General features: G+C 60.4%; 12 protein-coding genes and 1 pseudogene. 5 read left to right on the plus strand and 8 right to left on the minus strand.

The features are described from left to right. Window positions 1-17: 17 nt before the first annotated feature. Genes CD928_RS22255 through CD928_RS22285 form a run of 7 tightly spaced genes read right to left on the minus strand, consistent with a single transcriptional unit; the run spans window position 18 to window position 6,716 of the window. Complete coding sequence (locus tag CD928_RS22255; RefSeq protein WP_040110202.1) at window positions 18-1,112, minus strand: acyl-CoA dehydrogenase family protein; 1,095 nt, start codon at window positions 1,110-1,112, stop codon at window positions 18-20. Beyond that, entirely contained in the window at window positions 1,112-2,335 is a 1,224-nt protein-coding gene (locus CD928_RS22260; protein ID WP_040110203.1) for an acyl-CoA dehydrogenase family protein, read from the minus strand. Before CD928_RS22260 ends, CD928_RS22255 begins: the two co-directional genes overlap by 1 nt. A gap of 14 nt (window positions 2,336-2,349) precedes the next feature. Next, window positions 2,350-2,796, minus strand: a complete 447-nt coding sequence (locus tag CD928_RS22265) for a Zn-ribbon domain-containing OB-fold protein (RefSeq protein ID WP_176473672.1) — start codon at window positions 2,794-2,796, stop codon at window positions 2,350-2,352. After that, window positions 2,796-3,968, minus strand: a complete 1,173-nt coding sequence (locus tag CD928_RS22270) for a transporter (protein WP_066272562.1) — start codon at window positions 3,966-3,968, stop codon at window positions 2,796-2,798. The genes CD928_RS22265 and CD928_RS22270 overlap by 1 nt, the downstream gene beginning before the upstream one ends. Continuing rightward, the gene (locus CD928_RS22275; RefSeq protein WP_231731334.1) at window positions 3,965-4,762 is read right to left on the minus strand and encodes a ubiquinone biosynthesis protein COQ4; all 798 of its coding nucleotides are present in this window, start codon (window positions 4,760-4,762) and stop codon (window positions 3,965-3,967) included. Before CD928_RS22275 ends, CD928_RS22270 begins: the two co-directional genes overlap by 4 nt. Before the next feature lie 15 nt (window positions 4,763-4,777). Further along, complete coding sequence (locus tag CD928_RS22280) at window positions 4,778-5,917, minus strand: nitronate monooxygenase family protein (RefSeq protein ID WP_066272559.1); 1,140 nt, start codon at window positions 5,915-5,917, stop codon at window positions 4,778-4,780. A gap of 31 nt (window positions 5,918-5,948) precedes the next feature. After that, window positions 5,949-6,716, minus strand: coding sequence for a FadR/GntR family transcriptional regulator (locus CD928_RS22285; protein ID WP_052209041.1), 768 nt, complete (start codon window positions 6,714-6,716; stop codon window positions 5,949-5,951). A 210-nt stretch (window positions 6,717-6,926) separates the two neighbouring features. On the opposite strand from CD928_RS22285, the gene CD928_RS22290 reads away from it, so the two are divergent. The 5 genes and pseudogenes from CD928_RS22290 (at window position 6,927) to CD928_RS22310 (ending at window position 11,051) form a co-directional block, all read left to right on the plus strand. Next, entirely contained in the window at window positions 6,927-8,180 is a 1,254-nt protein-coding gene (locus CD928_RS22290) for a cytochrome P450 (protein ID WP_066272554.1), read from the plus strand. Between the two features lie 34 nt (window positions 8,181-8,214). Further along, window positions 8,215-8,541, plus strand: coding sequence for a 2Fe-2S iron-sulfur cluster-binding protein (locus CD928_RS22295; RefSeq protein WP_040110207.1), 327 nt, complete (start codon window positions 8,215-8,217; stop codon window positions 8,539-8,541). Between the two features lie 10 nt (window positions 8,542-8,551). Next, window positions 8,552-9,409 carry an alpha/beta fold hydrolase gene (locus CD928_RS22300; RefSeq protein WP_066272550.1) on the plus strand — a complete coding sequence of 286 codons (858 nt, stop codon included), beginning with the start codon at window positions 8,552-8,554 and terminating at the stop codon, window positions 9,407-9,409. Next, on the plus strand, window positions 9,406-9,798 hold the full coding sequence (locus CD928_RS22305; RefSeq protein WP_228383948.1) for a PaaI family thioesterase: 393 nt from the start codon (window positions 9,406-9,408) through the stop codon (window positions 9,796-9,798). The genes CD928_RS22300 and CD928_RS22305 overlap by 4 nt, the downstream gene beginning before the upstream one ends. A 207-nt stretch (window positions 9,799-10,005) precedes the next feature. Continuing rightward, a pseudogene (locus CD928_RS22310) lies at window positions 10,006-11,051 on the plus strand (IS3 family transposase). Between the two features lie 460 nt (window positions 11,052-11,511). Here CD928_RS22310 and CD928_RS22320 read toward each other — a convergent pair. Then, entirely contained in the window at window positions 11,512-14,019 is a 2,508-nt protein-coding gene (locus CD928_RS22320; protein WP_040110211.1) for a LuxR C-terminal-related transcriptional regulator, read from the minus strand. Window positions 14,020-14,300 lie beyond the last annotated feature (281 nt).

Here is a 14,300-nt window from a genome sequence, read left to right on the forward strand (position 1 = left end):
ACTGTCCTCTCGCTCTGTCAGGCCGCTCTTGCGGTCCAGCCTTGCAATATCGCCGCCTCTTCCCGGACTGCTTCGGGCCCACCCAGAACCTGCCGGTCAAAGCCGATCCGCTTGAACCAGTAATGCAGCCCCAACAGGTCGGTGAAGCCCATGCCGCCATGCACCTCGGTCGCGGTGCGAGCGACAAAGAGGCCCACTTCGCCGGTGTGGGACTTGGCATGGCACGCCATCAGGGCCGCCTCTTCCGGCGCCGCATCGAAGGCGTGGGCTGCATACCACACCAGCGACCTGCATGGTTCGTTCTTCGCGGTCATTTCGGCGCACATGTGCTTGACCGCCTGGAAGCTGCCGATCACCCGGCCGAACTGTTCGCGCTGCCCGGCATAGGCAACCGCCTGGGCGATCATCGCATCCGCGGCGCCCAAGCTGTCCGCCGCGAGCAAGATCCGCCCCGCCGCAATCACCCGCCGCGCCGCTGCGCCGCCATCGTCGGACAGAGCTTCCGCCGGGGTCGAAGCAAGCCGCAGTTCGCCGACCGAGCGCGTCGCGTCGATCGTCTTGAGGTCAATCAGCTGCAACCCGTCTGCCTGCACCGATACGATGTGCAGCCGCCCGGTTTGATCGGCGACCAGGAAGTAATCGGCGCCTTCGCAATCGAGCACGAACAGCGCCGCGCCGGTCAACTTTCCATCAGTGCAGAGCAGGCCTGAACCATCACGGTTGCTGACCAGCTGTTGCACGCCAACGCCGAAACGCGCTTCACCGGACGCCATCTTAGGCAGCCATTGCGCCTTCTGCGCCTCCGTACCGGCCTCGATAAAGGCGAGCGGCGCCATCACGTTGCGACCGGCAAAAGGCACTGGGGCTACCGCCTCCCCCAGCGCCGCGGCGACGACCGCTGCATCGAGCATCCCCATGCCCAGGCCACCATGAGCCTCTGGCACAACCAGCCCGGGCAATCCCATCTCGGCGAGCGCAGCCTGGGTTTGCGCGCTGACTGCGCTTGCGCCTTCGGCGACGTGCCGGACCTCATCCAGCGGGCAGAGCTCGCGCAACAGGCGCGTCACGCTTTCCGCCAGCATCTGCTGTTCTTGCGAAAGTCCGAAGTCCATCACTGCCCTCCCTGTGCCGACGGGCCTTTGGGCAGGTCCAGGCGCGGCTCGCGCGGCATGTTGAGGCCTCGCTCCGAAATGATGTTCTTCTGGATCTGGGCGGTCCCCCCGCCGATGATCAGGCCGAGCTGGAACATGTAGTTCCATTGCCAGCTGCCGTGCTCGCGCTCGTGGACGCTTCCGTTGTAGAGGATTCCCAATTCGCCCATAGCGTCGATCGCCAAAGCGGAAATCTGGTGGGCCAGCTCGCAGGCCTGGAGCTTGACGATCAGCTTGGCCAGGCCGCCCGGTTCGCCCTTGATCTGGTTCGAGAGGATCCGCATTCCGTTGTATTTCATCGCCGCGACTTCCGCCTGGAGAGCAACGAGCCGATCCCGGAAGGCCGGAAGGTCGATCGCCCGGACACCGTCAACCTGTTCCACCTTCATCAGCGCGATCAGGGCCAAAAGGCGGTTTTCGAGCGCGTCGGGATCGCCCAGCATCCCGCGCTCGTGTCCCAACGTGGCGTTGGCGACGAACCAGCCTTGCCCGCGTTGCCCCACAATCTGATCGACTGGCACGCGCACGTCGGTGAAGAAAGTTTCGTTGAATTCCGCATGGCCGGTCATGGTCCTGAGCGGGCGGACTTCGATCCCCGGCGTGGTCATCGGGAAGATCAGATAGCTGATCCCCTGATGCTTGGCGGCGTCCCCTTCGGTCCGTACCAGGCAGAAGATCATGTCCGCTTCCTTGGCGGTGCTGGTCCAGATCTTCTGGCCGTTGATGACGAATTCGTCGCCTTCGACCCGTGCGCTGGTCTTGAGACTGGCGAGGTCCGATCCCGATCCGGGTTCGGAATAGCCCTGGCACCACACCACATCGCCCGCGAGCGTCGGTTCGATCCAGCGCCGCTTCTGCTCTTCGGTGCCAAGCTCGAGCAAGGTCGGCACCAGCATCGAAATGCCCTGGTTGGCAAGTCCTCCGGGCACCCCGGCGCGCGCAAACTCCTCGGCGATGATCCGGGATTTGAGTATGTCTGGTTCGGCCCCGAACCCGCCGTATTCGCGAGGAATCGTGCGCGCGGTGTAGCCGTGCTGAATCAGCAGCTTCTGCCAGGCTACGCCTTCTTTCGACGGGCGCGCCGCGCGACCGGCATTCGTTGGTGCGAGATGACGATTGGCGGCGATGAAGCCGCGCACTTCCTCGCGGAACATCTCATACTCGGGGCCGTAACTCAGGTCCATTGCACAGCGTCCTTTCAGGCCGGCCGGAAGACGGGCAAGCGGAAGTCTTCTCCGATGGTCTCGAACGCGAGTGTCACCGGCAGGTCGAGACGGACAGCGTCAATCGGGCAATCGACCAGACGGGTGGCCATGCGGACCCCCTCGTCGAGTTCGACCACGGCGGCGATATAGGGAATGTCGGCCGCGAAGGCGGGATGTAGCGCTTGATGGACCACGGTCCACGAAAACACTGTGCCCTTGCCGCTGCTCTGCTCCCAGGCGAAGTCCGGCGATCCGCAGCGCGCGCACATGTAGCGCGGCAGATGCCGCCACGAACCACAGCTCTGGCACTTCTGGAAATGGAGGTGCCCATCCTGACAGCGGTCCCAGAACTCCTGTTCGACCGGGTCCTGCGGTCGCGGCAGCGGCTTGGGCGGGGCTGCGACTGCAGCGCGGGCCTTGGGGGGGAGATCTTCGTTCATCAGTCGAACCTCCGCAGGATGGCGATGCTGCCGTCGCCCAGATCGCCCCACCCGGTGACCAGCCCGGTCCGGGCGCCTTCAACCTGGCGTTCGCCGCAATCGTGGCGCAACTGGCGGACCGCCTCGATTACGTGGTTGAGCCCCCAGACGTGGGCTTCGCTGAGCAGGCCGCCATGGGTGTTGAGCGGATAGTTCCCGCCAAGCTCGATCTGACCGTCCTTGACAAAATCGAGCGCGCCGCCCGGTTCGCAATAGCCCATCGCTTCGAGCTGGAGCAGAACGACATAGGAGAAACAGTCATAAACCTGGAGAAAATCCATGTCGCTGCGCGATACTCCGGCCATTTCGAAAGCCTTGGGGGCGGCATAGGACAGGCCGATTCTGAACGGGTCGGGCCGGGATGGAATATCGTCGGCAGGGTACGGGTGCCCTTCGGCCGCGCCCGCAATCGTTACCGGAACGTGCGGCATGTCGCGCGCAAGATCGAGGCGCGATACCACCACCGCACAGGCGCCATCGGTTTCAAGGCAGCAGTCGTAAAGCCGGAACGGTTCCGAAATCCACCGCGCCGAATGATAGGTGTCCCAGTCCAGCGGTTTGCCATGGGTAAAGGCCTTGGGGTTGAGCTGGGCGTGCTTGCGGCAGGCCAGAGCGATTGCCGCAGTCGCTTCCGGGCCTACCCCGTAGAGCCGCGAATGCCGCATCGCCAGCCAGGCATACATCTGCACCGGCAGGAACACACCATAGGGAATGTAGTAGCCCTGGATGGTGTTGGTCAGGGTGTTCATGTTCATCGGCCGGGTCGGCGGAGCCCCGGGTTTGGGCCGAAGTGCCGAAAACCCGTTCCACCCGAGCGTGACCAGCACATGATCGCACAGCCCGGAGGCAATCGCCATCGCCGCGTTCTGCAGCGCTGTGGTCGGGCTGGCGCCGCCCATATGGACGGTCGCAGCATAGCGCAGCACCTCAATCCCAAGATTAGCGGCCAGCTCCTCGCTGGTGGTATAGATCGGCGGCGGCACCATGCCGTCGATGTCCGAAGGTTTCAGGCCGGCATCGGCAATCGCCTTGCGCGATGCTTCCAGCATCATGTCAACGGCAGTGCGCTCGGTTCCCTTGACGAAGTCGGTTTCGCCGACGCCGGTGATAGCTGCTTTGTCGGAAAAGCTCATGCCGGTTCCAGGTTTCTTTCGCGTTGCAATGCCAGTTCGCGGCGGACCTGGAATTCGACCTCGATCCGCTTGGCCTCGGGCTCAGCCGCGCGGTATCGGGGCGCGGGAGCCAGAAGTAGCGCTGCGCGAACCTCTTCGAGTGGGCGATCCAGAAATTCTTCCCACTGGATTTCGGAAAAGTTCCTGGCGGAGCGACCACGCCGCCAGGCTTCGATCATCGGACCCAATACCGGCAATTCGGGGTGCTCGCGCCTTGATTTGAACAGCCCAAGTAGAAGCAGGAAGGCAATTCCGTGATTGTAGAATTGGGCGTTGCCAAAGGTCAGCACGCAAATTTCGCCCAGTCCGTCACGGCCATAGCCGGTGACAATGTGATAGAGATCATGCGAATCTCTCATCCGGTTGCGGAAAAGGGCAACATCGGGGTCAACGAACGACCGGACACCACCTACTTTGCTCGCCTCGACCAGACCGTCGGCGCTCAGCCCTTCGCCATAGACAAATGCCAGATACCGCTGCCCCAGGCTTCCGATCGGGCAGCGTGCCAGCCGTTCGCGGTCGCGCAGGTGTTCGAGCAGATTGCTGCGGCTGGCCAGGATGCGCCTTCCGCCTTCGGATTCCGCAAATCGCCTGAAATGGTGATAATAGCTGTTTCCGGCCAAGGCCTCGACGATCCTGAAAACCTGAGCTGTGTCTTCCTTGTCGCGGAGCAGGACCTTCATCGCCGAGAAGGCTTCCACCGGTCGGATTCTGCGCTTCAGTTCTAGACCCTGCATCTTCGCCTCGCTAGCCATGTTGCCGCGGCCTCTTCACCCAAATCGCTTGGCCCCGGCCAAGGCCTTTTCGGCATCGGAGACCAGATCGCGCATCACCTCGGCCGCGGGCCGGACCGACTTGATCAGCCCGATGCCCTGTCCCGCAAAACCGGGAAGCACATCCATGCGCTTGTCGCGGATCGCCGCTGCCATGACCGGGCCGGCGACCATCGATTGGTACGGCATGGGTAATGGCTCTTTGCCGGCCTCGATCCAGGCATTGGCCCACTTGTTGGCGATCATCCGGGCCGGTTTGCCGGTAATCGATCGACTGACCACCGTGTCGCCATCGCCGCCTTCGGCGATGGCCTGCTTCTGGAAATCCTCGATCCCTGCCTCGTCAGTTGCCAGGAATGCCGTTCCTACCCAAGCCCCTTCCGCACCCAACATGAAGGCCGCTGCCACGCCGCGACCGTCAGTGATGCCGCCAGCGCCGAGCACCGGAACCCGATCGCCAACGGCATCGACCACCTGGGGGATCAGCGATATCGTCCCGACCGGCGAATTGTGCCCGCCGCCATCGTGGCCTTGCGCGACGATCATGTCGATCCCCGACTCTACAACCTGCAATGCATGTTTGACTTTGCCCACCACTGCCATGACGATCGTGCCGTTGGCGTGAAGGCGGTCCATCCACGGTCCGGGATTGCCCAATCCCGCCGCATAGACGGGCACCTTTTCCTCGATCACCACTTCCATCTGCGCCTCGAAGAATTCCTTCGAGAACAGCGGCGGGCCGCCCTCGCTTTCCGCCCCGGCGGCGGCGCGCATCGCTGCGATGGGATCGACCTCATCCAGTCCTTCGCTGGACATGAAATCGCGAGCGAACTGCTGGTATTCGCCGAACACCGCCATCGGATCTGCGGGGGCTGCACCGGTTTCCGGAGCTTTGCCCCGGCGGACCGAAGCCGGCAGCAAGGTATCGACGCCAAAAGGTTTGTCGGTGAGCGAGCGCGTCTCGCGGATCCAGCTGCGCAGGCGTTCGGGTGAGCAGGCTGCCGCTCCCAGCACGCCCAGACCGCCTGCATTCGACACGGCGGCCGCCAGGGCGGGGACACTTGCTCCGCCCATCCCGGCCAGGACGATGGGATGTTCGATCCCGAGCATTCTGCAAATTCGACTGTTCAGTGCCATTGCCCTCTCCATCCAAACCCGTTTGGCCGATCTAAGCCACCTCTCCCCACTGCACCTTTTGCGCCACAAGTTCGGGGCTTCGTTCGGCCAGATATTCGGAAGAACCCTTGACGAGCCGCTCCATATGGCGGCGGGCGGCGTCGGAATCACACAGGCGAACCGCACTCAGAATGCGGGCCAGGCAGCGCAACTGGTTGGCCCGTTCCTGTGCGGAATAGCCAAGCTCCACCGCCATGTCGCGGGTCAGCAGATGCAGAGCTGAAGTGAGCAATCCAAAGGTCGGGTTGCCGCTGGCCCAGCCCAGCAGGTCGTGAAAGCGGCGGTTGGTTTCCTCGAAAGCAGCAGTTTCGCTGTCACGTTCAAGCTGGGCATAACAATCAGAAAGCGCGGCCAGATCGGCATTGGTCGCTCGCTCTGCCGCCCGCGCCGCCATGTCAGGCGCAATTGCTTCGCGCAATTCGAGCAGCGCGCGCAGATCGGTGTCCATAAATTGCAGGATCAGCGAGAGCGAACTGGCGAAATCCCGGGTTTGCGGTCGCGATACCACAGGACCACCGCCCCTGCCCAGCTGGAGATGAATAACGCCCTGGAGTTCGAGGAACCTGAGCGCCTCGCGCAACGTCGCGCGCGCCACCTCGTAGCGCGCGAGCATGTCTTCCTCTTGAGGCAGCCTGTCACCGATTTCCCGTGCATTCGACTGGATGTCCAGAACGATTGCCTGTGCAACCTGCAATGCGCGCTTGGCCTTGATTGCGGCAACCGTGCCGGGATTTAGTGAGGCGTTCGATTTCGAAATCATAAAAAGGGTATAAGCATTAATTCATTGCGATGTCTAGGCTCAAATCATCCATCGGGCATTGGCTTGAATACAGCAGAAATCCGGACGCTCTCGCCTTGACCCCTACGTTAGGCAGTTCATGCTTGAGGGAAAGGCGTAAAAGCTGATAATCTTTATTGACTCGTGCGATCCATTTGGCTAGCAGCTGACGCATCAGGAAAGGGCAGATGCATGGCAACCTCGGCAGTCCATAACCAAACCGTCGATTCCATTCCGCTTGGCGAGATCAATGTCGCCAATCCGTACCTCTTCCAAAATGACACGGTGGGGGAATATTTTTCCCGGCTTCGCCGCGAAGACCCGGTCCACTATTGCGCAGAGAGCCGGTTCGGACCCTATTGGTCGGTGACCAAGTTCAACGACATCATGGCGGTCGATACCAACCACAAGGTCTTTTCGTCGGAAGCCAAGCTGGGCGGCATCTCAGTCCAGGACATGCACAGCGACGAAAGCGCGCTTGAGCTTGAAATGTTCATCGCGATGGATCAGCCCAAGCACGATCAGCAGCGCAAGGCTGTAAGTCCTGTTGTCGCACCTTCCAATTTGCTGCTGCTCGAGCCGGTCATCCGCGAACGTGCAGGCGCCATCCTCGATGCGCTGCCCATTGGAGAAGAGATCGACTGGGTCAAGCTGGTCTCGGTCGAACTTACCACCATGACGCTTGCGACGATCTTCGATTTTCCCTGGGAAGAAAGGGCCAAGCTTACGCGTTGGTCGGATGTCACCACCGCGTCCCCAGAGACTGGCATCGTTGAATCGTTTGAACAGCGCCGCGAAGAACTCATCCAGTGCGCGATGTATTTCAAGGGCCTGTGGGACCAGCGGATCGACCAGCCCGGCGGCAACGACCTGATCTCGATGATGGCGCATTCCCCGGCCACCCGCGATATGCCCTTCCTGGAATTTCTCGGTAATCTGTTGCTGTTGATCGTGGGCGGTAACGACACCACCCGCAATTCGATCAGCGGCGGGGTCCTGGCCCTCAACCAGAACCCCGGCGAATATCAGAAATTGCGGAACAATCCGGCGCTCGTTTCAAGCATGATCCCCGAGATCATCCGCTGGCAGACCCCGCTGACCCATATGCGCCGCACCGCGCTTGAGGACGTGAAGATTGGCGGGAAGCAGATCAGAACAGGTGACAAGGTGGTGATGTGGTATCTCTCGGGCAACCGCGACGACACCGTGATCGACCGGGCCGAAGAGTTCATCATCGATCGCCAAAATCCGCGCCACCATCTCTCGTTCGGGTTCGGTATCCACCGCTGCATGGGCAACCGTCTGGCCGAATTGCAACTTCGCATCATCTGGGAGGAAATCCTCAAGCGCTACAGCTTCGTCGAAGTTGTCGGCGAACCCGAGCGGCTACTGTCGAATCTGGTGCGCGGGATCACCCGGCTGCCGGTGAAGCTCCACGCGCACTGAAGCCTTGATTTCGCTTGAAATACGGAACATCGAAATGATCAAAGTGACTTTTGTTTCCGCCGATGGCACCCGTCGAACGGTTGAAATAGACGAGGGGCTCAGCGCTCGTGAAGCCGCCCTATTCAACAGTGTGCCGGGGATCGACGGCGATTGCGGCGGGGTCTGTGCCTGCGCCACGTGCCATGTCCATGTCGACCTGGCCTGGATGGATCGGGTCGGGCCGCCGGAAGAAGGCGGCATGGAGAGCGATCTGATCCAGTTCGCTGAGGGGACGACCGAGACTAGTCGCCTCGCCTGCCAGATTTCGATGGTCCCCGAACTCGATGGCTTGGTGCTGCATCTGCCAGAACTTCAGCACTGAGCAATACGCCATGCACATGACGTTTGACGGAAGCGGCGGCATCTCCATCGCCGCAAGCCTTGTCGGCGATGGCCTTGGTCGACCGCCAGTCTTACTGGCGCATGGCGGGGGGCAGACCCGGCGAACCTGGCGCAAGACGATGCAGCAATTGGCGCAGCACGGTTATCATTCGGTGGCGATCGACATGCGCGGCCACGGCGAAAGCGACTGGGCAGCCCCTGACCAATACCGCTTTACCGATTTCGGCAAGGACATCCTTGCGGTCTGCGACAGGCTGGATCAGCGGCCGCATGTGATCGGTGCATCGCTTGGCGGATTGGCCGCACTTGTAGCGGAAGGCGCGGTGCGGCCGGGCAGCTTTGCGTCGCTGACGCTGGTCGATGTTACGCCGGAAATGGACCCGGAGGGCGTTTCGCGAATTGTCGGATTCATGAACGCCCATGTGGAGCGCGGCTTCGCGTCATACGACGAAGCCGCGGAGGCGATCGCAGACTATATGCCGAACCGCGAGAAGCGAGGCGCCAGCGAGGGTCTGAAGAGCTATCTCCGCCTCGACGCTGACCAGCGTTACCGCTGGCATTGGGATCCTGGTTTTCTGAATCACATGGCCGCGCGCCGCGAACAGGACTATGCCCAAGCCCAGGCGGCTGCATGCGCCCTCGCGCTACCGGTCCACCTGGTGCGGGGCGGATCGAGCGACCTGATCTCCCTTGAGGCTGCGAAACGATTTGTCGCGACGGTGCCCGGCGCGCAGTTCACCGATGTCTCCGGCGCGGGACACATGGTCGTCGGTGACGACAACGACGTCTTCAGCAGGGCAATTCTCGAATTCCTCGAAAGCCAGGCCGAACCGGAGACAATCGCGTGACACTCGAAGATCTTAACCGCACACTGTTGGTCGCGCCGTTTCACCGGTGGCTGAACCTGCGAATGGTCAAAGCGGATGCCGAACACATTCTGATCGAAATGCCGTGGCGGGACGAGATGATCTCCAACCCGACGCTGCCGTCAATGCACGGCGGAATTCTTGCCTCGCTGATCGATCTGACAGGTTTCTACACTGTCCTCGCGTCAGGAAGCATGTCCAAGTCCACCGCCGATCTGAGGGTTGATTACCACCGGGCGGCGAGCCGCCAGACGCTCCTTGCCGAAGGGCGCCTGATCAAGGCCGGAAGATCGTTAAGCGTGGCCGACGTACGCATTCACGATGAAGCCGGAACACTGGTCGCCAGCGGTCGCGGGGCATACAATATGTAGTTGGCATTGTCGCACGCTCAAACCGACTTCGGTCGGGGTCGAGATCACTGATATTGGCTAACATCCTGGAGAGCATGGAGCGCATTTTGATCTGATCCCGAAAAGCTGGATCATTTTGAGTTAGAGTTTTTCGCCGTAGTCTCCCCTGGCTGGGAGGAGCGAAGGATGATGAAGGCATCCAGATTCTCAAACGCGTAGAAGGCGTTCATTCTGAAACAGGGCGCGGATGGCGTTCCGGTGGCAGACATCTGCCGCAGGGCCGGGATCAGCCAGGCGACCTGCTTCAACTGGAAGAAGAAGTATGACGGCATGCTGCCGCCGGATATGCGTCGACTGAAGCAGTTCGAGGACGAAAATGCGAAGCTGCGCAAGCTCGTGGCGGACCTGTCCCTGGACAAGGAGATGCTGCAGGATGTCATTCGCCGACAACTGTGAGGCCTGCTCGTAAACGCGAGCTGGTGAACGGGGTTCGCAGTGATTGGGGCGTGTCGAACCGCCGGGCTTGCCAGGTTCTGGAGATGGACACCTCAACCTACCACTGCAAATCCCGCCGCCGCGAGCAGGCCGGCATTGAAGCCCGCATCCGTGAGATTTGCGAGACCCGCGCCCGCTACGGCTACCGGCGGGTGCACGTTCTTCTTCGCCATGAAGGCTGGGAGATCAAAATGAAGCTAACGCACAGGATTTACAACGAGTTGGGCCTCCAACTGCGTAACAAGACGCCCAAGCGAAGGGTGAAGGCGAAGCTGAGGGAAGACCACTGCGCGGCCTCCCGCGAGAATGGTGTGTGGGGCATGGATTCGTCCATGACCAGTTGGCGACAGGCCGCAAGATCCGCGTACTGACGGAGGTCGTCCACCACATCACGTCAGCGCTTCAGCTAACGTGGCAAAGACGTCGTCCAGACCCTCGAGGTGACCTGCGCCATGGTTGGCTATCCGAAGACGATCCGGGTCGACCAGGGCTCCGAGTTCATCAGCCGCGACCTGGACCTGTGGGCCTATGCCAACGACGTCACGCTGGACTTCTCCCGGCCCGGCAAGCCGACAGACAATGCCTACATCGAAGCGTTCAACGGGCGGTTCCGGGCGGAGTGCCTGAACACACACTGGTTCCTGACGTTTGCAGATGCCCGCGAAAAGTTGGAGGAGTGGCGCAGATACTACAACGAGGATCGGCCGCATGGTTCCATCGGCAACAAGCCCCCGATCACGCTGGTAAATCCCGGTGGCGCACCCAGCCCGTCACCGTGATCAAGGCCGGGAAACTCTAACCCCGGGTGGTCCTGAGAATGGTGTAGGATCAGCAAGGCGGAAAACTCTAGACCGGAACGGTCCAAGGTTGGGCAGTAGTGTAGAAGGAGCCGGACTCTACCTCTGAATGGTAACAATCAGGGGCGCACGTCATCTGGTCCGACCGCCTCGACCTCGATGCCGAAAGCCACCTGCCGCTGCACACAAAACTGCAACTGTGTATCTGTGTCCGAATAATGCACAGGGGCCTATCCGAATAATTCAGCGCGGAAACCACCGTCGCGCGAAACGCCTCGAAATCAACAACCCGCGCCAGCACTTCCAGCGAATCGCCATCCGCCGACAACATCATCTTGTGGTCCGATAAGCCGAAAAGCCCCGATTGCCGCATCATTCGATACCATGATACGGAGCGATTGAATCATCCGTCAGCCAATTGGCGAGCGTTGAATAGAAATGTTCATTTGTGAAAAAGTTTCATACTATCTGCTAATAATATCGCCTGGACGCGATTTTTAACTCCAAACTTGGAAAATATGTTGTGGACATGCCATTTAACTGTGTCTTCGCTAATTCTGTGTTTTAGGGCGATCTCGCGATTTGAAAGACCTTCTTTGATCTTCTGGAGAATTGCCAATTCCTTTCTCGTAAGGATAGCATTTTTGATTTCTTTTGATGTGAAGGCAGGATAATCATTTAACTCGATGCGGTGGCTGCCAAAATCCTGATCGCCTGGCAGGAGATCGAGCAGCGGTATCGAGCTTGGTCCTAAAAATTCCAGATATTGACGCTCGTCAAGCAACGTTCGAAAACATCCCTTTCGTGCGGCGATATCGATGGCATCCGCTACGCGTTGCTCGGCAACCGCCAACCTTTCTGTTGCCGCATTGGCGCCTGCGAGGCACATCAGAGCTGAAATTTCCAGCCTGTTCGATTGGCTGCGACGCGCGTGATCCAACGTGGCGCTCGCTAACCGGCTCGACAGATGATGCTTCCCTTTTCGCGCTGCGATACGAGCTTCCGCGAGCGACCTCATGGCGCGTAAACATGGGCCGTGTGATGTCTGAAAAACAGGCTCGCTTTGCGCCGGCAAGATCGCAATGGCCTCGTCGGGGCCATCCAGGACCAGTAGATTGGCCAGGGCAAGACGCGCGAGCACATCAAGACGCGGGAAGGTGCATTCCCTTGCGATCAGGCGCGCTTCCCAAAGGAGTTCGCTGGCGACTCTCCGGTCGCCTTCGCGATTGGCGATGGCTGCCGCAGTACGAAAGGCCGAAAAGAGGAAATCGACCACGCCGTGTTGACGTACGAAATCCAGAATATTATCAACCCGCGAAGCGATACCGTCAAGTTGGTTCGTCTCGTATCGTAGTTCAAGCTCCAGTATTTCCAGGAGATTGGCAGAGAACGGTGTGGCATTGATCTGGGCTATGTTGTCGTTTCGCGCACATCTAAGGCGCTCGGCGGCGCCTTGCATATTGCCCCGCGAAATGTCGCTGTAGATTATCGCGCTGTGAAGCCAGCCGAGCGCATACCGATGGTCGGCGACGATGTTGACGGCGGATGCTTCAATACTCAATTTTTCCAGGTCGTCAAACCGCCGTTCGCTGGCCGCAATAAAACACAGGCATGTGAGGATTGCCCCCCTGGAGACGAGATCAGCATCACCATTCAACTTTATCCATAACTCGCATTGCCGTCTGCTTTCGGCAAGATTGTCCGCGGTTGCTTCGCCGATCGCGGCGACGAGATCGCACCACCACTTCGTCCGCCGCCGGGCCGTTTCGTCGGAAAGGCCGGCGCTGAGGGCGCGAAGTTCCGTCAGCAGCGCGGCCGCCTGTTTCTGGTCGTGACTGAAAATCTGCGCCCAGGCCGATCCGACAATGATCGTTGGGTCAGAGACAGCCTCGGAGAAGCTGCGCCGCCATAACTGGATCTGATCCACCTCGCCTTGGCGCAACGCGATGTCTATCATGCTCGTTGACGCGACCTCGGCCGCAGCGTCCAAATCGCCCGCTCGCAGATAGAGGCTGATACTTTCGCGACTATGACCGCTTGCCCGCTGCCATTGAGCAGCCCGGGCGAACAGTTCCGATTTCAGGCCGTGAAGCTCTACCGCAAACCTGTGCTCGAGAAATTCGCGGAGCAGCGGGTGAAATTCATAACATAACTGTGTTCGGTCCTGTGGGGTAAGCAGCATGCGTTCGGCGGAGAGCTTTTCGATGAAGTAGGCCCCATCGCCCCTGTTGAAAACATGGTTGAAGTAGTCGGCGGAGATCACCCCAAGGATCGAGGCGCGGATGCAGAACTCCCGCACATCACTCGGGAGACTGGCGAGTATGGCGCTGCGAAAATATCGATCCAGATCGCTATCGCGACCGGTAACACGATCGACGACCAGACGTCCCGCAGTTGCATGATTCGTTGAAGCGGCCTGTAACAAAAGGCATAGTGGTTCCGCCCAGCCTAGTGTTCGTTTCCAGAGCAAATGGATGTCCGGTTCCGAGATGAGAATTCCGGGCTCGCCACGCGCGACTGCATTCGCTTCGACAAGCGAGAAGGCGAGCGCATCCGTCCCGACTTCCCGGAGCTGTCGCCGGGCGGCGATGCGCGCAAAGCCGATGCCCGCAGTCGTTGCTGCCACGATCTCGACGTCAGCCGGCGCAGTCAGCATGAAGTCCTCGATCTCGTCCGTCAAATCCGGATGAAACCCGATGTCGTCAAAACAGAGGAGAATAATCGATTTCGTTTGATCAATGAGTTCCTGCAACCAGGCGGCGAGAGCGTGGAGCGTCTGAGGAACGGCGCCCGGAAGCGGTGGAGGGTCATTCCCGGTGGCGCGGTATGCTGCGACTATCTGCGCATGGATGCGCTCTGCGAGCAGACGGGGATTATAATCGCATTCCTTGGCGGACGTCCAGGCCACATAGGCCCCGCCTTGACGGCGATTGGCCCAGAACTGGGCCATCGCGACACTCTTTCCATAGCCAGAAGGCGCGCGAAGGAGGTGGCGGCGTCTAGCTTCATCAGCCATGAACAGGCGCGGGCGCGGAAGGCATCCAGACGCGAGCCTCGCTACCCGTTCATTGACACCATCCATGATCGTCGAACTTCCTCTCCTGCTCTAGCCTGCCTTTTCCGTCGGCTCTCAGCGGCACAACCGAACTCCTATATTACAGAGATTGTCATTCCTGCCAAACCCAGCCGGAACGCTGGTGACCATTCCCCCGCAACGCCTCCGCCGGCGAT

Origin of the sequence: Sphingopyxis sp. GW247-27LB, from assembly GCF_002277025.1 — a bacterium.
GTDB lineage: Bacteria > Pseudomonadota > Alphaproteobacteria > Sphingomonadales > Sphingomonadaceae > Sphingopyxis.